22 protein-coding genes are annotated in these 18,593 nt (G+C 74.2%); 11 read left to right on the top strand and 11 right to left on the bottom strand.

Annotated features, from left to right (window positions below; all coding sequences use genetic code 11):
- The 3 genes from ACSP97_RS08630 to ACSP97_RS08620 form a co-directional block, all read right to left on the bottom strand.
- On the bottom strand, positions 1–405 hold the full coding sequence (locus ACSP97_RS08630) for a CoA transferase (protein ID WP_440556992.1): 405 nt from the start codon (positions 403–405) through the stop codon (positions 1–3).
- Positions 406–627: 222 nt separating this feature from the next.
- The gene (locus tag ACSP97_RS08625; protein ID WP_355530368.1) at positions 628–1,404 is read right to left on the bottom strand and encodes an ABC transporter permease; all 777 of its coding nucleotides are present in this window, start codon (positions 1,402–1,404) and stop codon (positions 628–630) included.
- Positions 1,401–2,360 (bottom strand): ATP-binding cassette domain-containing protein, encoded by a 960-nt coding sequence (locus tag ACSP97_RS08620; protein WP_440556991.1) that lies wholly within the window; start codon positions 2,358–2,360, stop codon positions 1,401–1,403. Before ACSP97_RS08620 ends, ACSP97_RS08625 begins: the two co-directional genes overlap by 4 nt.
- Before the next feature lie 63 nt (positions 2,361–2,423).
- On the opposite strand from ACSP97_RS08620, the gene ACSP97_RS08615 reads away from it, so the two are divergent.
- Complete coding sequence (locus tag ACSP97_RS08615; RefSeq protein ID WP_355152910.1) at positions 2,424–3,134, top strand: TetR/AcrR family transcriptional regulator; 711 nt, start codon at positions 2,424–2,426, stop codon at positions 3,132–3,134.
- A 40-nt stretch (positions 3,135–3,174) separates the two neighbouring features.
- Here the strand turns inward: ACSP97_RS08615 and ACSP97_RS08610 are convergent, their stop codons facing one another.
- Genes ACSP97_RS08610 through hmgA form a run of 3 tightly spaced genes read right to left on the bottom strand, consistent with a single transcriptional unit; the run spans position 3,175 to position 6,460 of the window.
- Complete coding sequence (locus ACSP97_RS08610) at positions 3,175–4,329, bottom strand: type ISP restriction/modification enzyme (RefSeq protein ID WP_440556989.1); 1,155 nt, start codon at positions 4,327–4,329, stop codon at positions 3,175–3,177.
- 26 nt (positions 4,330–4,355) lie between these two features.
- Positions 4,356–5,105 (bottom strand): GntR family transcriptional regulator, encoded by a 750-nt coding sequence (locus ACSP97_RS08605; protein ID WP_355152908.1) that lies wholly within the window; start codon positions 5,103–5,105, stop codon positions 4,356–4,358.
- Between the two features lie 44 nt (positions 5,106–5,149).
- Entirely contained in the window at positions 5,150–6,460 is a 1,311-nt protein-coding gene (gene hmgA, locus ACSP97_RS08600) for a homogentisate 1,2-dioxygenase (RefSeq protein ID WP_355152906.1), read from the bottom strand.
- A 194-nt stretch (positions 6,461–6,654) separates the two neighbouring features.
- On the opposite strand from hmgA, the gene ACSP97_RS08595 reads away from it, so the two are divergent.
- The 6 genes from ACSP97_RS08595 (at position 6,655) to ACSP97_RS08570 (ending at position 12,307) form a co-directional block, all read left to right on the top strand.
- Positions 6,655–7,227 carry a hypothetical protein gene (locus ACSP97_RS08595; RefSeq protein ID WP_355328217.1) on the top strand — a complete coding sequence of 191 codons (573 nt, stop codon included), beginning with the start codon at positions 6,655–6,657 and terminating at the stop codon, positions 7,225–7,227.
- An 85-nt stretch (positions 7,228–7,312) separates the two neighbouring features.
- Positions 7,313–7,930, top strand: coding sequence for a TetR/AcrR family transcriptional regulator (locus tag ACSP97_RS08590; protein ID WP_355328219.1), 618 nt, complete (start codon positions 7,313–7,315; stop codon positions 7,928–7,930).
- Positions 7,931–8,404: 474 nt separating this feature from the next.
- Complete coding sequence (locus tag ACSP97_RS08585; protein WP_355152901.1) at positions 8,405–9,076, top strand: hypothetical protein; 672 nt, start codon at positions 8,405–8,407, stop codon at positions 9,074–9,076.
- Positions 9,063–9,725 (top strand): class F sortase, encoded by a 663-nt coding sequence (locus tag ACSP97_RS08580; RefSeq protein ID WP_388313533.1) that lies wholly within the window; start codon positions 9,063–9,065, stop codon positions 9,723–9,725. Before ACSP97_RS08585 ends, ACSP97_RS08580 begins: the two co-directional genes overlap by 14 nt.
- 92 nt (positions 9,726–9,817) lie before the next feature.
- Positions 9,818–11,209, top strand: a complete 1,392-nt coding sequence (locus ACSP97_RS08575) for an aldehyde dehydrogenase family protein (RefSeq protein ID WP_355152898.1) — start codon at positions 9,818–9,820, stop codon at positions 11,207–11,209.
- 15 nt (positions 11,210–11,224) lie between these two features.
- Positions 11,225–12,307, top strand: coding sequence for a Zn-dependent alcohol dehydrogenase (locus ACSP97_RS08570; RefSeq protein WP_355530381.1), 1,083 nt, complete (start codon positions 11,225–11,227; stop codon positions 12,305–12,307).
- 71 nt (positions 12,308–12,378) lie between these two features.
- Here the strand turns inward: ACSP97_RS08570 and ACSP97_RS08565 are convergent, their stop codons facing one another.
- The gene (locus tag ACSP97_RS08565) at positions 12,379–13,095 is read right to left on the bottom strand and encodes an ArsR/SmtB family transcription factor (protein WP_355328227.1); all 717 of its coding nucleotides are present in this window, start codon (positions 13,093–13,095) and stop codon (positions 12,379–12,381) included.
- A 56-nt stretch (positions 13,096–13,151) separates the two neighbouring features.
- On the bottom strand, positions 13,152–13,793 hold the full coding sequence (locus tag ACSP97_RS08560) for a TetR/AcrR family transcriptional regulator (RefSeq protein WP_355152893.1): 642 nt from the start codon (positions 13,791–13,793) through the stop codon (positions 13,152–13,154).
- 66 nt (positions 13,794–13,859) lie between these two features.
- On the opposite strand from ACSP97_RS08560, the gene ACSP97_RS08555 reads away from it, so the two are divergent.
- The 3 genes from ACSP97_RS08555 to ACSP97_RS08545 all read left to right on the top strand — a co-directional run bounded on the left by ACSP97_RS08555 (position 13,860) and on the right by ACSP97_RS08545 (position 16,078).
- Complete coding sequence (locus tag ACSP97_RS08555) at positions 13,860–15,011, top strand: acyl-CoA dehydrogenase family protein (protein WP_355153015.1); 1,152 nt, start codon at positions 13,860–13,862, stop codon at positions 15,009–15,011.
- 61 nt (positions 15,012–15,072) lie between these two features.
- Positions 15,073–15,363: a YiaA/YiaB family inner membrane protein gene (locus tag ACSP97_RS08550; RefSeq protein WP_355152891.1), complete on the top strand. Its 291-nt coding sequence runs from the start codon at positions 15,073–15,075 to the stop codon at positions 15,361–15,363.
- 91 nt (positions 15,364–15,454) lie between these two features.
- Entirely contained in the window at positions 15,455–16,078 is a 624-nt protein-coding gene (locus tag ACSP97_RS08545; RefSeq protein ID WP_355152889.1) for a TetR/AcrR family transcriptional regulator, read from the top strand.
- Positions 16,079–16,088: 10 nt separating this feature from the next.
- Here ACSP97_RS08545 and ACSP97_RS08540 read toward each other — a convergent pair whose 3' ends face one another.
- Complete coding sequence (locus tag ACSP97_RS08540) at positions 16,089–16,550, bottom strand: MaoC family dehydratase (protein ID WP_440556984.1); 462 nt, start codon at positions 16,548–16,550, stop codon at positions 16,089–16,091.
- Between the two features lie 93 nt (positions 16,551–16,643).
- Between ACSP97_RS08540 and soxR the strand changes: the two genes are divergently transcribed.
- A complete protein-coding gene (soxR, locus tag ACSP97_RS08535) occupies positions 16,644–17,111 on the top strand; it encodes a redox-sensitive transcriptional activator SoxR (protein ID WP_355328231.1) in 468 nt (155 codons plus the stop codon).
- Between the two features lie 29 nt (positions 17,112–17,140).
- Here the strand turns inward: soxR and ACSP97_RS08530 are convergent, their stop codons facing one another.
- Positions 17,141–17,851, bottom strand: a complete 711-nt coding sequence (locus tag ACSP97_RS08530) for a 3-keto-5-aminohexanoate cleavage protein (RefSeq protein WP_440556982.1) — start codon at positions 17,849–17,851, stop codon at positions 17,141–17,143.
- A 138-nt stretch (positions 17,852–17,989) separates the two neighbouring features.
- Positions 17,990–18,592 carry a hypothetical protein gene (locus ACSP97_RS08525; RefSeq protein WP_440556980.1) on the bottom strand — a complete coding sequence of 201 codons (603 nt, stop codon included), beginning with the start codon at positions 18,590–18,592 and terminating at the stop codon, positions 17,990–17,992.
- Position 18,593 lies beyond the last annotated feature (1 nt).

The following is an 18,593-nucleotide window of genomic DNA, read 5'->3' as shown; positions in this document are numbered from 1 at the left end:
TCAGGCCGCCACACCGTCCCTGCGCAACGCTGCGACCCCGTCGTCCGTCATCCCCACGGCACGCGGCAGCGCCCCGGTGTGCCGCCCGAGCGCGGGCACGTCGCCCATCCGAGCCTCCTTCCCGCCCGGCAGCGTGATCCGGAGGCAGCAGCGCCCGCAACGGCCCCACCGGCGAACCCACCTGACGCCACCGCTCACGAGCCGCCCGTTGCGGATGCTCCGCCGCTCGCGCGGATCCCGCAGCCGCGCACAGGCGATGCCCGCCTCCTCCAGCCGCGCGACGGCCTCGTCCCTCCCCGACGCGCCCAGCGCCCGCGCCACCAGGCCGTCCGGCTCCGCCCGGCGCGCGACCCGCGCGGCGTTCCTCGCGAACATCGGATCGGTGCCCGACTCCGTTCGCCGCACGACCTGTTCGGCCGGCCCCCGACAGCTCGCGGAACTCGGGGCCCGGGTCGCCAAGGTGGAGCGGGTGGACGGGGGCGACCTCGCGCGCGGCTACGACACCGCGGAGCGGCCACGGCCTGTCGCACGGGTGACGACGGTGATGCCCGCCCAGGGCAGCGGCTGCTGGTCCATGCGGTGGTGGATGATCTCCCCTGCCCCGCGGGTTTGTCAGTACGTCCCAGCTCACTCGCCGCCGTACCGGCGCACCGCGGCCGGCAGGAACACCGCGACCAGCAGGAGGCTCCAGGCGAGCGACCCGGCGACCGGGTGCGCCACCGGCCAGGCCGCGCCGGGCGGCACGGGCGCGTTGCCGAACAGGTCCCGCAGGGCGGTGGTCACCGCGCTGATCGGGTTCCACTCGGCGAGCGTCCGCAGCCAGCCCGGCAGATGGTCCGTCGGGATGTACGCGTCGGACAGCAGCGGCAGCACGAAGGAGGAGGCACCGAGCTGTCCGGCCGCCTCCTCGCTGCGGCTGAGCAGTCCCAGGAAGATCCCGGCGCAGGTGCAGGCGAACCGGAAGAGCAGCAGCAGCCCCACCGCGCCGGCCGCCGCGAGCGCCGACCCCTCGATCCGCCAGCCCACGGCGAGCCCCACCAGCAGCAGCGGCACCGTCCCGGCGGTCGTCACCACGAGGTCCGCGACCGCCTGCCCGAGCGGTACCGCGGCCCGGCTCACCGGCAGCGACCGGAACCGGTCCGTCACGCCCCGGTGGGTGTCCGCGGCAGCCTGGAACATGCCGGTCATCAAGCCGCCCGCCGCGGTCGCGACCAGCAGCCCCGGCACCAGGAAGGCACGGTACTCGCGGCCGGGCATCGCGATCGCGCTGCCGAAGACATAGCCGAAGAACAGCAGCATGTTGACCGGCATCAGCTGGGTCAGCACGGCGAGCCCCGGGCTGTTGCGCACCCGGCGCAGCTGCCGTCCCGCCATGGCCAGTCCGTCGTACGCCAACGCGCTCACGCGGCACGCTCCCCGGTCTCGGCGGCCGCCGCCCCGGTCAGCCGCAGGAACACATCGTCCAGAGTGGGCGGGCGCAGACGCGCGTCGAGCAGCGGCACGCCCGCCGCGTCGAGTTCGCGCACCAGGCGGGGCAGGGTGAGCGTCGGGTCGGTGGTGAGGACGCCCACGGAGTCCCGCTCGTGGTCGAACACCGGCTCGCGGCCGGTGAGCCGGTCCAGGACGGCGGCCGCCCTGTCCAGGGTGGACCGGTCGGCGACCACGGCCTCGGCGAACGAGCCGATCCGCGCCTTGAGTTCGGCGGGCGAACCGGTGTGCGCGATCCTTCCCCGGTCCATCAGGGCGATGTCGTCGGCGAGCTGGTCGGCCTCCTCCAGGTACTGGGTGGTCAGCAGCACCGTCGTGCCCCGCGCCGCCAGTTCGCGCACCGCCTGCCGGATGCCGGCGCGGCCGGCCGGGTCGAGGCCGGTGGTCGGCTCGTCCAGGAAGAGCACCTCCGGGTGGCCGATCAGACTCGCCGCGAGGTCGAGGCGACGGCGCATGCCACCCGAGTAGGTGGCGGACCTGCGGTCCGCGGCCTCGGCGAGCCCGAAGCGCGCCAGCAGTTCGTCGGCGCGCGTGGCCGGACCGCGCACCCGGTGCAGCCGGGCGAACAGCCGCAGGTTCTCCCGGCCGGTCAGATCGCCGTCGACCGAGGCGTACTGCCCGGTGACCGCGATCCGGCGACGCACCTCGGCGGCCTCGCGGACCAGGTCGTGCCCCGCGATCCGCGCCGACCCGGCGTCCGGCCGCAGCAGCGTGCTCAGCAGGCGCACCGCGGTGGTCTTCCCGGCGCCGTTCGGGCCCAGCAGCCCGCAGACGGTGCCCCGGGCCACCGCCAGATCGAGGCCGCGCAGGGCGGTCACCGCGCCGAAGCGCTTCTCCAGACCTTCACTAAGTACAGCGTACGTAGTTGGCATGCGTCGACCATAGCGCACTCCGTACGGTGTACGTAACTACGATGGTGGCCGAGGTGATGACCGATGGCAGTCCGAGGGGCCGTCCCCGAGGTGATCTGGGCGCGCCCCGAGCGCACCGGGCGGGGGCCGAAGCCGGCGTACACCCGCGACGACATCGCGGCGGCGGCCGTCCGCATCGCCGACGCGCGGGGGGTCGACGCGGTGTCCATGCGGCACGTCGCGGCGGAGCTGGGGTGCGGCACGATGTCGCTGTACAACTACGTCCCCCGCAAGGAGGACCTGTACGAGCTGATGGTCGACGCGGTCGCCGCCGAACACGTCCTGTGGGAGCCGTGCGGCGACTGGCGGGCGGATCTGATGCGGGTGGCGCGTCAGACGCGGGCGCTGATGCACCGGCACCCGTGGCTGCCGCGCCTGATGTCACCGGTCCACGGGTTCAGCCCGCACACCCTGCGGTACCTGGAGCACTGTCTGGCCTGTCTGGAACCCCTCAAGGCCCCCTACGGGACCAAGCTGGAGCTCATCGCCATGGTCAACGGCGTGGTGACGACGTACGTGCGCAACGAGCTGGACACCGCGGAGCGGGTGCGGTCGCTGCCGTGGTCGGAGGAGGAGGAGACCGCGGTGCGGGGGGCCTACCTGGCCCGGCAGGTCGCGTCCGGGGCGTACCCGAGGATGGCGGCGGCGTTCGCGGAGGCCTCGGGGCCGGTGGACATGGAGGCGGTCTTCGAGCGGGCGCTCGGACGGATCCTGGACGCGTACGAGCCGCGTTAGGGGGGCTGCCCGGTGCCCCCGGGAGGTCCGGCCCGAGCCGCTACAGCAGGGCGAACTGCCCTTCCGGGCCCTCCTCGGGCAGATCCAGGACCGAGGCGGGCAGGCGGGCGGCCCGCGGCGGCGGCAGGACGCCCGCCCGGCGCAGGTCCGCCACCGTGATCGCACAAGGCACCGGCCCGGCTCGCCGGGGGCGCGGTTCGGCCAGCAGCGCCAGCACCGTGATCAGCTCCAGCAGCTCCGAGGTCCAGGGCTGGGGCCAGGTCGCCGGGCCGATCGCCGCCAGCGTGCCGGGGGCGGCCGAAGCCGTGCGCGCGGCGAACCACGCCTCCAGGACGCGGCTGCCGTTCAGCTCGTACCCCCAGGCCGCCGCGGGGACGGGGGAGATACGGCCCTCGTCCAGGTGGAGGGTCTCCTCCTCGGGGTCGTAGCGCAGGGTCCGGGGGCGGGGCGGCAGGGGCGCGCGGACGTAGGGGCGGCGGCCGCCGGGCAGCTTGGGGCGCTCGCCGTCGCGGCGCATCAGCCACAGCGTGCGCCGGCCCAGTTCCACACCGGACGACCAGAGCCGCGGATCGTCGGTCAGCGGGACCGTGTGCCCGGGGCGGACGGTGGCCAGGACCCAGGCCAGGAGGTCGAGCGGGGCGACCCGGACGCCCAGGCGGTCCGACAGAAGGTCCAGCAGGCCCGGGGCCAGGTTGGGCTCCGCGCCCCCGGGGCGGCGGTAGAGGGGGTGGACGCGGCCGGTGCGCAGGGTGGGCAGAAGGGAGGCGGCCAGGACAGGGTGCCGCTCGTCGGGCGTCGTCACGGCGAAGACCTGGTGGGCGTCCGCCACGCGCCACAGCTCCGGGCGGGCCGCGTCCAGCAGCCGGTGGTCCGGGATCAGCCACTGCTCGTCGAAGGGGCCCGCGAGGACGCGTACCGGCTCCGCGCAGGGGTCCTCCGCGCGGGCCAGGCGCCGGGTGCCGGCGGACCGGCCGGGCAACTGGGGCACGGCCGAGTGCAGGGTGCGGGCCCTGGTCGGCTCGAACAGCGCCTCACGGTCCGGGAGTTCGGCCTTCAGCAGCGCGTCCCAGCGGGCCTTCAGGGAGGCGGGGTCGGGCGCCGTCGGCCAGGCGCGGCCCGGCCGCAGCGGTGCGACGGACCACGGCATGAGGTCCGCCAGCAGCGGAGCGTCGTCGTCGTACGGCACGCAGGGCATCGTACGGGCCGAGGGCTCCGGCCGGGTCAGGTGGCGTCCAGGGTCACCGTGAAGGAGAAGCGGTCGCCCCGGTAGTGGATCACCGCCACGTCCAGCACCTGGCCGGCGGTGTCGTAGGTGACGCCCGTGTAGTGCAGGATCGGGCTGAGCAGCGGAACCTGGAGGAGGCGGGCGGTCTCCGGGTCGGCGAGCCGGGCCTCCACGGTGTCCGTGATCCGGGAGATGTCCGCCTTGACGAGGTCCCGCAGCACCTTCGTCATCGGCCAGCGCAGCAGATCGTCCGGGTCGATCCGCGCGGCGAGTTCGGGACGTACGTGGTTCACCGCGTGGTTGGTCGGCTCGCCGGTCTTCTCGTCGCTGCGCAGCCGGTGGTACGTGGCCACCTCGGTGAGCCCCGGGAAGCAGTCGACGAGCCCGCCCGGCACCGGCGCCGGACCGTGGCTCAGCAGCTTCGTGGTCATCCCGGACTGCTGGGCCACGATGGCGTCCACCGAGCCCAGCAACCGCACCGGGGCGCCGCGCCGGGCATCGGGTTCGATGAACGTGCCGCGCCGCCGGTGCCGGCTGATCAGCCCCTCGTCCTCCAGCTCCTTCAGCGCCTGCCGCATGGTCAGCACGCTCACCCCGTAGTGCTCCGCCAGCCGTTCCTCGGTGGGCAGGCGCAGCGGGTCGGCGGGCGAGCGGCCCAGTATCGAGGCGCGCAGCGACTGCGACACCTGATACCAGAGCGGGAGCTTGCGGTTCAGGACGATCGAGTCCGGGGCGAAGGAGGTCACGCTGATATCCGTACCGTTCGGGAGCAACGGGCGCAACACGCGTGTCACGCGCGGAAGTTGCGCTCCAGGCCGTGCCACACGTCGTCGTAGCGCCGCTGGAGGTGGTCGGCGCGGGCCGCGTGCGGGGTGAGCGTCACCGGCCAGCGGGTCTCGAACATGAAGGCGAGACCGTCGTCGATCTTCTGCGGCTTCAGCTCGGCCGCGCTGGCCTTGTCGAACGTCTCCCGGTCCGGGCCGTGCGCCGACATCATGTTGTGCAGCGAGCCGCCGCCCGGCACGAAGCCCTCCGCCTTCGCGTCGTAGGCGCCCTCGATCAGGCCCATGTACTCGCTCATCACGTTCCGGTGGAAGTACGGCGGCCGGAAGGTGTCCTCGCCGACCAGCCAGCGCGGCGCGAAGACGACGAAGTCGACGCCGGCCAGGCCGGGAGTGTCCGAGGGGGAGGTCAGGACCGTGAAGATGGAGGGGTCCGGGTGGTCGTAGGAGATGGTGCCGATCACATTGAAGCGGCGCAGGTCGTAGACGTACGGCACATGGTTGCCGTGCCACGCCACCACGTCGAGCGGCGAGTGGTCGTACGTCGCCGTCCAGAGGTTGCCGCAGAACTTGTTCACCACCTCCACCGGGCCCTCGGTCTCCTCGTACGCGGCGACCGGCGCGCGGAAGTCCCGTGCGTTGGCGAGGCCGTTGGCGCCGATCGGGCCGAGGTCGGGCAGCCGGAACGGGGCGCCGTAGTTCTCGCAGACGTACCCGCGCGCGGAGTCGTCCAGCAGTTCCACCCGGAAACGCACCCCGCGCGGGACCAGCGCCACGTGCGCGGGCTCCACGTGCAGCCGCCCGAACTCCGTGTGCAGCAGCAGCCCGCCGTGCTCGGGCACGATCAGCAGCTCACCGTCGGCATCGGAGAAGACGCGCTCCATGGAGGCGTTGGCGTGGTACAGGTGCACGGCCATGCCCGTGCGCTGGGTCGCGTCGCCGTTGCCGCCGAGCGTCCACAGGCCCGCGAGGAAGTCGGTTCCGGCGGCGGGCGCCGGCAGCGGGTTCCAGCGCAGCCGGTTGGGGTCGGGCACGGTCTCGGTGAACGGCGCCGTGCGGAGCGACCCGTTGGCGGTGCGGGTGAACGCCGGGTGCGCGGCCGACGGGCGGATCCGGTACAGCCACGAGCGGCGGTTGTGGGCGCGCGGCTCGGTGAACGCCGATCCGCTGAGCTGCTCCGCGTACAGGCCGAGCGGTGCGCGCTGGGGCGCGTTGCGGCCCTCGGGCAGCGCGCCCGGCACCGCCTCCGAGGCGTGCTCGTTGCCGAACCCGGTCAGGTACGACAGTCCCTCGGCCGTCTTCCGCGCGTCCCCGCTCATGATCGCCCCCACGCTCCTTCGCGCCGCTGAGTGCACCCACTCATTCCTATGCCACACCGTAGGAATACGCGGGGTGCGGCGCAAGAGGGCGGGCCGTCTTCGCGCCCGATCCGTGCCCTCGTCCCTCCGTCGTGGGCGGGGAACCAGACCTGGGACGGATTTCCGGCGCGGTCCCGGTGTTCTACGCTCCGGGCATGTCGTGGACGAAGGGGACCCGGAGACGGCTCGCCGCGCTCGCGGTGGGCCTTGCGTTCGGTGCGGCGGGCTGCGCGGGGGGCGGCACGGCGCACGGGGGCGGGGCGAGCGGGGCGGCGGAGTCGCCCTCGCCGGTGGGCGAGGTGCTGTCCGGCACCGACGGCGCCGGCCGCCATCTGCGCGAGGCCGGCGGCAAGGAGGCCCCCAAGGTCGAGGTGGAGGTCACCCCGGACTCCGCCGACGGCTGGGACGTACGCCTGACCTTCCGCCACTTCCGGGTCTCCGCCCCCGGCGCGCGGCCCGCCGCGGTGACCGGGCGCGGGCTCGCCTGCCTCTTCGTGGACGGCCGGCGCGTCGCCCGGCTGCACACCCCCCGCTACCGCCTGCCCGCTCGGCTCGTCCCGCACGGCACGCACCACGTCACCGCACGGCTGTACGCCGACGACGGCACGGTGTGGGCCGTGCACGGCAAGCCGGTCCAGAGCACCGCCGACATAACGGTGTCGGACACCCGGCCGCCGGCGTCGCCCCGGCCGTCCACCGCCACCGTGGACCCGGTGACCGGCGGCTGAGCGCCCGGGGTCCGCGGCCGAGTGGGCCGGGCGCGCTTCTCCGTACCCTGGGACGAGGTTCACCGGACCCCGGCGGAAAGGCATCATGAAGCCCGTGCCCCACGCGACCTCGCTCCGCCGCGCGCCCGTTCAGCGGCGCAGCGCCGAACGGCTGGCCAGGATCCTCGACGCCTGCGCCGAACTCCTCGACGAAGTGGGCTACGACGGCCTGAGCACCCGCGCCGTCGCGATGCGCGCCGGCGTGCCCATCGGCTCCGTGTACCGGTTCTTCGGCAACAAGCGGCAGATGGCCGACGCCCTGGCCCAGCGAAACCTGGAACTGTTCATCGAGCACGTCACGGGGCGGCTGGAGCGGGCCGCGGCGGGGGACTGGCGCGTGGCGATGGACGTCGTGCTGGACGAGTACCTGGCGATGAAGCGCACCGCGCCCGGCTTCTCCCTGGTCGACTTCGGCAACCAGATCCCGGTCGGCGTCCGCCAGGCCGAGCCCAACAGCCGGGTGGCGGACCGGCTTTCGGAACTGCTGGCCGGTTATCTCGACCGCACCCCCGACGACGAACTGCGCCGGGCCTTCCTGGTCGCCGTGGAGAGCGCGGACAGCCTCGTCCAACTGGCCTTCCGGCTCGACCCGGAGGGCGACGAGGCGATCATCCACGAGACGCGCGAGCTGCTGCGGGCGTATCTCGGGCGGTTGCTCGACTGAGGCGGCGCGCACGGCAGCCCACCGGCACGCCGACCGGCCGACGGGCTCGGCCCCGGCGCCCGTGCCCTCCCGCGGCCGCTCAAAGCCGTGCCCGTGGAGCGCAGTTGCGGCCCGGCCCTCGTCGGCGCGCGGCGGAGCCCCCTCATGCCCGCGCGCGGTGTGGTGAGCGGGCACCGTCCGCGTCACGGTCGTCCGGGCGCCCGCTCGGCGCACGCCGCCACCGCCCCCGGCGGCGCCCCCGGCCGGCTCCCGACGATGGTCTCCGCGCCCTGCCGTCGGCGCGGCGCGCCCCTCGACGCCGTCCCCGTCGGGCCGCCCCCGGTCTCCCGGCGCGGCGCCGACGGAACGCGTTGCGCCGGCAGGGGGATATCTGGCGGCGCGTCGGGCGGCGCTGCCGTCGGCCGCCGAGCGCATTGGGCAGAGTCCAGACGAGATCGATTTGTATGAAAATCGTCTGACTCGGAGGAAACGCGCATGCCCACCCGTACGTTCCCACGCACCGCCGGTACCCGCGCCGGTGCCACCGTCGTCCTGACCGCACTCGCCGCGGCGGGCGCGTCGTGGGTGGCGGCACCGACCGCCATGGCCCAGGGGGAGAACGGCGACATCAGAGTCCACCGGGTCGGCACACCCTTCGGCGTCTCGAAGGACGACCCGACGGTGTGCAGGTTCTACCTCGACGCCGTCAACTTCGATGTGCTCCCCGTCATCGCCTACACCATCACCCCCCAGCCCCCGCTGCCCACGGCCGCCACCGTCACCGGCACCATCCAGCTCGCCGGCGGCGCCGGGCACACCGACCCGCTGGGCCTCGCCGACGGCCAGTACCGGATCACCTGGGCGGTGGCCGGCGCGCTCAAGGAGAAGGTCTTCCGGGTCAACTGCCACGAGAACGGTGCCCCGGGCGCGCCCGGGCAGATCGAGGACCACCCGCAGCAACAGCAGCAGCACAACGACGCCTCCTGGGGGCAGGGCGGCGGCGACCACAGCGGCCCGCAGGGCGGGGTGCACGCCGGTGGCGGCGGTCTCATCGACACCGCGGCCGCGTTCTCCCCGGTCGGCGCCGCCGCCGCGGTCGGCCTGGTCGCGGTGGGTTCCGTCGTGTACTTCCGGCTGAACCGCCGGCGGCCCCATGGCGCGGCGTAGGCGCCGACGCAGGCCCTGGTACCGGACCCGCGCCTACCGCCTCACCAGGACGGTCGTGCTCGCGGCCGTCCTGGTGACGCTGATCGGCCGGTGCGGGGACGACGACGCCCCGGACCGCACCGGCGTCGCGGCCGCGGGGGCACGACCGGCCGGCCCCGACGGGCGGGGCGCGCCGGACACCGCCCGCCCGCTGTCCCGGTCCCGGCCCACCTCCGTGCGCATCCCCTCCCTCGGCATCGACGCCCCGGTCACCGGGGTGCGGCTCGGCCGCGACCGACAGCTGGAGACACCGCCCTTCGACCGGCCGAAGGCCGTCGGCTGGTACGAGGGCGGCGCCACCCCGGGCGAGGCGGGCACCGCGATCGCCGTCGGCCACCGCGACACCCCGACCGGGCCGGCGGTCTTCGCCGCCCTCCCGCAGATCAAGCCCGGCAAGCAGATCGAGGCCCGGCGCGCGGACGGCCGCACCGCGATCTACACCGTCGACCGGGTGCAGGTCTTCGACAGGTCCGGCTTCCCCGACAAGGAGGTGTACGGCCGCTCCCGCCGCCCCGAGCTGCGCGTGCTCACCTGCGGGGGCCTGTACAGCAGGCGCACCGGTTACACGAGCAACGTGGTGGTGTTCGCCCACCTCACCGCGACCCGGTGAGGCCCGCCCCTCCCGGTATGTGTCTGGCGCCGGAAAACTATCGCCGCTAGTTTGGGCGGGGTCCAGTGCGGCGAACGCCGGGAGGAAGCGGTATGAAGGCACACGACGGTCTCTACATCGACGGAGCGTGGCGCCCCGCCGGGCACCCGGACGAGGTGATCGAGGTCGTGAATCCCGCCGACGAGCAGGTCATCGCCCGGGTCCCGGCCGCCGGCGCCGCGGATGTGGACACCGCCGTGCGCGCGGCCCGCGCGGCCCTGCCCGGCTGGGCCGCCACCCCGCCCGCCGAGCGCGCGGCCCGGCTGTCCGCCCTGCGGGACGTCCTGGCGGCCCGCAAGGACGAGATCGCCGAGACGGTCACCGCCGAACTCGGCGCGCCGCTCGCCTTCTCGCAGGCGGTGCACGCGGCCGTCCCCATCGCGGTCGCCGGCTCCTACGCCGAACTGGCCGCGAGCCGCCCCTTCGAGGAGAAGGTCGGCAACTCCACCGTCCTGCACGAGCCCGTCGGCGTGGTCGGCGCGATCACCCCCTGGAACTACCCGCTCCACCAGATCGTCGCCAAGGTCGCCCCGGCGCTCGCCGCGGGCTGCACCGTGGTCCTCAAGCCCGCCGAGGACACCCCGGTCACCGCCCAGCTGTTCGCCGAGGCGGTGCACGAGGCGGGCGTGCCCGCGGGCGTGTTCAACCTGGTCACCGGTCTCGGGCCGGTCGCCGGGCAGGCGCTCGCCGAGCACCCGGACGTGGACCTCGTCTCCTTCACCGGCTCCACCGCGGTGGGCCGCCGGATCGGCGCGCTGGCCGGCGGGGCGGTGAAGCGGGTCGCCCTCGAACTCGGCGGCAAGTCCGCCAATGTGATCCTGCCGAGCGCCGACCTCGCCAGGGCGGTGAACGTCGGCGTCGCCAACGTCATGAACAACTCCGGCCAGACGTGCAGCGCCTGGACCCGGATGCTGGTCCACCGCGACCGGTACGCGCAGGCCGTGGAGCTGGCCGGGGCCGCCGCCGCCAAGTACGGCGACCGCATCGGGCCCGTGGTCAGCGCCAAGCAGCGCGACCGGGTGCGCGGTTACATCGAGAAGGGCGTCGCCGAGGGCGCCCGGCTCATCGTCGGCGGTCCCGAGTCCCCGCGCGAGAAGGGCTACTTCGTCAGCCCGACCGTCTTCGCCGACGTCACACCGGAGATGACGATCGCCCAGGAGGAGATCTTCGGCCCGGTGCTCTGCGTCCTGCCCTACGCCGACGAGGAGGACGCCCTGCGCATCGCCAACGGCACGGTGTACGGTCTGGCCGGTGCCGTCTGGGCGGGCGACGAGGCCGAGGCGGTGGCCTTCGCCCGGCGGATGGAGACCGGGCAGGTCGACATCAACGGCGGCCGGTTCAACCCGCTGGCGCCGTTCGGCGGTTACAAGCAGTCCGGGGTCGGCCGGGAACTCGGCAGCCACGGCCTCGACGAGTACCTCCAGACCAAGTCCTTCCAGTTCTGAGGGAGTTCACCCGCCATGGCCGTACGAGCCGCTGTCCTGCCCGCCGTCGGGGCGCCCCTGGAGATAACCGGCATCGAGCTGCCCGACCCGGGCCCCGGCCAGGTCCGGGTCCGTCTCGCGGCCGCCGGGGTGTGCCACTCCGATCTGTCCCTGGCCGACGGCGTCATGCGCGTGCCGGTCCCGGCGGTCCTCGGGCACGAGGGCGCGGGCACGGTGGTCGCCGTGGGCGAGGGCGTCACCCATGTCTCGCCCGGCGCGCCCGTCGTCCTCAACTGGGCGCCGTCCTGCGGGAAGTGCCACGCCTGCGGGCTCGGCGAGGTCTGGCTGTGCGCCAACGCCCTCAACGGCTCCGCCGAGGTGTACGCCCGCACCGCCGACGGCACCGAACTGCATCCCGGCCTGACCGTGGCCGCGTTCGCCGAGGAGACCGTCGTCCCGGCGGCGGCCGTGCTGCCGCTGCCCGAGGGCGTGCCGCTGACGGACGCCGCGCTCCTCGGCTGCGCCGTGCTCACCGGGTACGGCGCCGTCCACCACAGCGCCCGGGTCCGCCCCGGTGAGACCGTCGCCGTGTTCGGCGCGGGCGGGGTCGGGCTCGCCACCCTGCAGTCGGCGCGGATCGCGGGCGCGGCCCGGATCATCGCCGTCGACGTCACCCCCGAGAAGGAAGCCCTGGCCCGCGCGGCCGGCGCCACCGACTACGTCCTCGCCTCGGCCGCCACCCCGCGCGAGATCCGCGCGCTCACCGGCGACCAGGGCGTGGACGTCGCCATCGAGTGCGCCGGGCGCGCGGTCAGCATCCGCGCGGCCTGGGAGTCCACCCGGCGGGGCGGCCGCACGACGGTTGTCGGCATCGGCGGCAAGGACCAGCAGGTCACCTTCAACGCCCTGGAACTCTTCCACTGGGGCCGCACGCTCTCCGGCTGCGTCTACGGCAACAGCGACCCGGCCCGTGACGTCCCGGTCCTCGCGGACCACGTCCGTACGGGCCGGCTGGACCTGTCGGCCCTGGTCACCGAGCGGATCGGCCTGGCGGACATCCCGGGGGCCTTCGAGAACATGCGGGTGGGCAAGGGCGGCCGGGCGCTGGTCGTGTTCTGACGGACGGGGGCGCGGGCGGTGTACGGGGGTCCGCGGGCGGTCTGCCGGAATCGGCGGGCGGCGTACGGCAGTCAGCGCAGCGCGTCCGGCGGGACGCCGAGCAGCGCGGACAGCTCGCGCTCGCCCGTCCCCGTCACCCGGACCGCCCGCTCGCTCCCGATCCGCTCGCACCATCCCGCGGCCAGCGCGTGCCGGCACAGCGCCGCCCCCGCCACCCCCGCCAGGTGGGGGCGGCGCTCGGTCCAGTCGAGGCACGCCCGGGCCAGCGGGCGGCGCCCGCCGCCGTCCAGCGGGATGCCCGCGGCGGCGAACCACGCCAGCCCCGCCTCCGTCAGCGCGAAACCGGTGTCCTGGCGCAGCAGTCCCCGCTCGGTCAGCGCGTCCGTGAGCGCGATGCCGAGCCGCCCGGCGAGATGGTCGTAACACGTACGGCCGCGCGCCATCGCGGACCCGGCGCTCGCCTCGCGCAGGGTGCGCACGGGCCGCCGCCCCCGCGTCGGGGGCAGCTGCGCCGCGAGGTCCTCCACCAGCGTCGCCACCCGCGCGTCGGCCAGCCGTACGTACCGGTGCCGGCCCTGCCGCTCCTGTGCGAGCAGCCCGCCCGCGACAAGCTTGCCCAGATGCTCGCTCAGCGTGGACGCGGCGACCCCGGCGTGCCGGGCCAGCTCGCCCGCCGTCCAGGCCCGGCCGTCCAGCAGCGCCAGCAGACACGCGGCCCGCGTCTCGTCCGCGATCAGCGCGGCCAGTGCCGCGAGCCCGGCCGCCCGGGGATCCCTGATCCTGCTCATGCCGTCCAGGATGCGCCGGGCACCCTTCGGCCGGCACCGAAGGGTCCGGGTCCGGGCTACGCGTTCTGCCGGAGCAGCTCGTACTGCCGCGCCAGCCCGTCCAGCAGCGCCGTCAGTCCGGTCTCGAACGCCCGCTCGTCGATCTTCTCCTGCTGTTCGGCGAGCAGATGGGCCTGCCCGAGGTGCGGGTAGTCGGCCGGGTCGTACGCGCTGGCGTCGTCCACGAAGCCGCCGGCGAAGGAGCCGAGCGCCGAGCCCATGATGAAGTACCGCATCAGCGCGCCGATGGACGTGGCCTGCGCCGGCGGCCAGCCCGCGTCGACCATCGCGCCGTACGCCGCGTCGGCCACCCGCAGCGCGGCCGGCCGGCGCCCGGGTCCGCGGGCGAGCACCGGGACGATGTTGGGGTGGGCGCGCAGCGCGGCCCGGTAGGAGACGGCCCAGTCGTGCAGCGCGGTCCGCCAGCCGCGGCCGTCCTCGAACATCGACAGGTCGACCAGCGCGCTCACCGAGTCGGCGACCGCCTCCAGGATCTCGTCCTTGGTGCGGAAGTGGTTGTACAGCGACGGCCCGCTCACCCCGAGTTCGGCGGCGAGCCGGCGGGTGGAGACGGCGGCCAGGCCCTCCCGGTCCACGAGTTCCCGGGCCGTCTGGACGATCCGGTCGGTGCTGAGCAGGGGCTTGCGCGGTCGGGCCATGGCGCACATAGTAGGGCTGCGGCTGTAAACTAGCACTGCTAATTTAAATGTTGGGGTGATCGCGTGGTGAACCTGGAGCTGAGCGAGGAGCAGGCCGCCGTACGGCGGCTCGCGCGGGACTTCGTGGCGCGTGAGATCGCCCCGCACGTGGTCGCCTGGGACCGCGCCGAGGAGGTCGACCGGGGCATCGTGAAGAAGCTCGGCGACGTCGGCTTCCTGGGGCTGACCGTCCCCGAGGAGTACGGCGGCTCCGGCGGCGACCACCTCGCGTACTGCCTGGTCACCGAGGAGCTGGGCCGCGGTGACTCGTCCGTGCGCGGCATCGTGTCCGTCTCCCTCGGCCTCGTCGCCAAGACGATCGCCGCCTGGGGGGACGAGGAGCAGAAGCGGCGCTGGCTGCCGGGGCTGACCGCGGGCGAGTACGTCGGCTGCTTCGGCCTCACCGAGCCCGGCACCGGCTCCGACGCGGGCAACCTCACCACCCGGGCCGTGCGCGACGGGGACGAGTACGTCGTCAACGGCACCAAGATGTTCATCACCAACGGGACCTGGGCGGACGTCGTCCTGCTCTTCGCCCGCTCCACCGACGCCCCGGGCCACAAGGGCGTGAGCGCCTTCCTGGTGCCCACCGACACGCCCGGCCTGAGCCGCCGCGCCATCCACGGCAAGCTCGGCCTGCGCGGCCAGGCCACCGCCGAACTCGTCCTGGAGGACGTGCGCGTGCCCGCCTCCGCGATGCTCGGCCCGGAGGGCAAGGGCTTCTCGGTGGCCATGTCCGCGCTCGCCAAGGGGCGCATGTCGGTCGCCGCGGGCTGCGTCGGCATAGCCCAGGCCGCGCTGGACGCGGCCGTCGCCTACGCGGGCGAGCGCGAGCAGTTCGGCGCCCCGATCGCCCGGCACCAGCTGGTGCAGGAGCTGATCAGCGACATCGCCGTGGATGTGGACGCGGCCCGGCTGCTGACCTGGCGGGTCGCCGATCTGATCGACCGCGGCGAGCCGTTCGCCGTGGAGTCCTCCAAGGCCAAGCTGTTCGCCTCCGAGGCCGCCGTCCGCGCCGCCAACAACGCGCTCCAGGTCTTCGGCGGCTACGGCTACATCGACGAGTACCCGGCCGGCAAACTCCTGCGCGACGCCCGGGTGATGACCCTGTACGAGGGCACCAGCCAGATCCAGAAGCTTCTCATCGGCCGTTCCCTGACCGGGATCTCGGCGTTCTGAGTACCGGGACTGAGTAGCCGAGCGGATGTGGCGCGGGCCACGTCCGCCGATGCTTTCGGTCATGAGTGACACACCGGTCAAGCAGCAGAGCACGGCCGCCTTCCACGGTCAGGCCGTCGCGTCCTTCGCGGTCGCCATGGTGGCCACCTCCATCGGCATCTTCCGGCTGAACGCCGACGCCTGGGTGCGGGCCTTCCTGGCCATCGCCGTCCTGTACCTCGTCACCTCCGCCTTCACCCTCGCCAAGGTGATCCGGGACCGCCAGGAGGCCGGGCAGATCGTCAGCCGGGTCGACCAGGCCCGGCTGGACAGGCTGCTCGCGGAGCACGACCCCTTCGCGGAGAAGCTCTGACCCGCCGCGGCCCTGTGGGCTGCTGCGCTAAGCGCTCGCTCACCGTCGGCGGTATGGTGGTGCTCCTGTCACCGAGAGGGGCTAGTGAGCGATGAGTACGGCGGAGGAGACGACCGGCGGCGAGGCCGAGCCGTGGGAAGAGGTCACCCCTGACGCGGCCCGGCGGCTGCTGGTCGCCGCCGTGGAGGCCTTCGCCGAGCGCGGCTACCACGCGACGACGACCCGGGACATCGCGGGCCGCGCCGGCATGAGCCCGGCCGCGCTCTACATCCACTACAAGACCAAGGAAGAGCTGCTCCACCGGATCAGCCGCATCGGCCACGACAAGGCGCTGGACATCCTGCGCACGGCGGCCGGCCGCGAGGGCAGTGCCAGGGCGCGGCTGGCCGACGCGGTCAGCTCCTTCGTCCGCTGGCACGCGGGCCGGCGCACCACCGCCCGGGTGGTGCAGTACGAGCTGGACGCCCTCGGCCCCGAGGCCCGCGCGGAGATCCTGGCGCTGCGCCGGCAGGTCGACGCCGAGGTGCGCGGGATCATCGAGGACGGCGTCGCCGCGGGCGAGTTCGACGTGCTCGACGTCCAGGGCACCACGCTCGCCGTGCTGTCGCTCTGCATCGACGTGGCCCGCTGGTTCAACATCGACGGGCCACGGACGCCCGAGCAGGTCGGCGAGCTCTACGCCGACCTGGTGCTGCGGATGGTCGGGTCGAAGTAGGCCCCGAAGGCTACAGGTAGTACCGGGACACCGACTCCGCGACGCACACCGGCTTGTCCCCGCCCTCGCGCTCCACGGTGAAGGCGACGGTCACCTGGACGCCGCCGGTGACGTCCTCGACCCCGGTGATCGTCGCGGTGGCGCGCAGCCGGGAGCCCACGGGCACGGGGGCGGGGAAGCGGACCTTGTTCGTCCCGTAGTTGACGCCCATCTTCACGCCCTCGACCGACATCAGCTGCGGCCCGAAGAGGGGCAGCAGGGAGAGGGTGAGGTAGCCGTGCGCGATGGTCGCGCCGAACGGCCCCGCGGCGGCCTTCTCCGGGTCCACGTGGATCCACTGGTGGTCCCCGGTGGCCTCGGCGAACAGATCGATCCGCTTCTGGTCCACCTCCACCCAGTCGGTGTACCCCAGCTGCTCGCCCACGGCCGCCTTCAGCTCGGCGGGGGAGGTGAAGATCCTCGGTTCTGCCATGTTCCCGACCTCTCGCTCGCATTCCTAAGCAACTGCTTAGCATGGTCGGGGGGCGGGGGGATGTCAACGGGACCGTTCACTAGGCTGTGCGGGGTGCCCCAGATTCCCGAGAAGATCCATGAGCTGACCGTCGGCCAGTTGTCCGCGCGCAGCGGCGCCGCCGTCTCCGCGCTGCACTTCTACGAGGCCAAGGGCCTGATCAGCAGCCGCCGCACCAGCGGCAACCAACGGCGCTTCAGCCGTGACACCCTGCGCCGGGTGGCGTTCATCCGCGCGGCCCAGCGGGTCGGCATCCCGCTCGCCACCATCCGCTCGGCGCTGGCCGAGCTGCCGGAGGAGCGGACGCCGACGCGGGAGGACTGGGCGCGGCTGTCGCAGGCGTGGCGCTCCGAACTCGACGAGCGCATCACCCAGCTCAACCGCCTCCGCGACCACCTGACCGACTGCATCGGCTGCGGCTGCCTGTCCCTGGACACCTGTGTGCTGTCCAACCCGGACGACGTCTTCGGGGAGCGGCGCGCGGGCTCGCGGCTGATGACGGAGCGCCCGCAGGGGAAGTGACGGCGGACCCGCCCGCGAATTCCGCGCCGCTACCGTCGCGTGCGCAGCGCGTGGGCCACCAACTCCGCGTTGGAAGCGGCCCGTTCGCCGTCCGGCAGGTACAGCGTGTCCTCCAGCCCGATGCGGGTGGCCAGCCCCAGGCGGCCGGCCAGCCGGACGAGCGGCCAGGCGCCGCCCTCCTCGCCGTGCAGGAGGACCGGACGGCCGTGGCGGTCGCCCAGCTCCGTCAGCAGCGAGCGGGCCGAGTTCCGCGCCGTCGCCGGGTCCGGGTCCGTCACCTCGGCCAGCACGCGCAGCACCCTGGGGGCGAGCGGGGAGGCGACGAAGCGGGCCGCGGCACCGGTGCCGGACCGGATGCCCGCCTCGACGGCCACGCCACGCTCCAGCAGCAGTCGCGCGAGGTCCTCGGCGCCCGGCTCGTGCCAGTCGACCGAGGCGAAGTCGGGCAGGAGCGTCCAGGAGCGGACGCGGTCCAGGCGGCGGGCCGGGTCGGGTTCGGCCCAGGCGCCGGTCGTCACGCCGATCGGGACCTGGACGCGGGCGCGCAGCGCCCGGAGGGTCGGGGCGAGGACGCGGGGGGAGAGACTGTCGTGACCGCACGGCGACTTGGGATGGACATGGATCTCCGTGGCCCCGGCCGCGACGGCGTCCGCGGCGGAGCGCGCCATGTCCTCGGGGGACATGGGGACCGCCGTGCCGTCCTCGGGCGTCCGCCTCCCGTTGAGACACACCTGCACCATGACCCGATGGTGCCAGGTCCCACCGACAAGCGTCCCGCCGGCAACCGCCCCACCGGCAAGGGCCCGACGGCCCCCCGCGGCAGCGGAGCGCGGGGGTGCGGCATCCCCTGCGCGACCCCCTGATCGAGTTCCGTACCGTCAGGCGGAGATCAGCAGCCGGCCCCGCCGGGCGTGGTCCACGGCCCGCGCGGAGAGCACCGGGAGCGGCACGAGTATCCCGCAGTCCGTGCAGACCGGGCCGGAGGACGGCTCGTGGTCAAGGCCGTACTTCCACACGAGGCGGTCGGCGCCGCACACCGGGCAGCACGACCCCGGCTCCCGCTCCAGCGCGGCGATCAGCCGGCGCAGCACCTCGGCCAGCGGGGCGGAGGGGTGGACCCGCGGGTCGTCGCACCACGCGACGCCGAAGCCGCCCCAGGTCAGCCGGTGCCAGTCGTCCACGCTGCCCGGCCGGCGCAGCCCGTCGTGCTTCTCCCGGCGGCGCCGCTCGGTGAAGTCGGTCTCGTAGGCGAGCCAGACGGACCGGGCCTCCTCCAGCTCCTCCAGTGCGGCCACGAGCCGCGCCGGATCGGGGGAGCGGTCCTCGGGGCCGAACCCGGCCCGCGCGCACAGGTGGTCCCATGTCGCCCGATGCCCGTAAGGGGCGAACTTCTCCAGGCACTTGCGCAGCGAGTAGCGCCGCAGCGCCAGATCGCAGCCCGGATCGCGTACCTGTCTCGCCAGACTCCGGAAACCGGCCATC

It is taken from the genome of Streptomyces sp. SCPE 10, from assembly GCF_051980735.1.
Taxonomy (GTDB): domain Bacteria; phylum Actinomycetota; class Actinomycetes; order Streptomycetales; family Streptomycetaceae; genus Streptomyces; species Streptomyces misionensis.
Note: the sequence above shows the minus strand (reverse complement) of the source record. Positions and strands in the feature narration are given on the sequence as shown.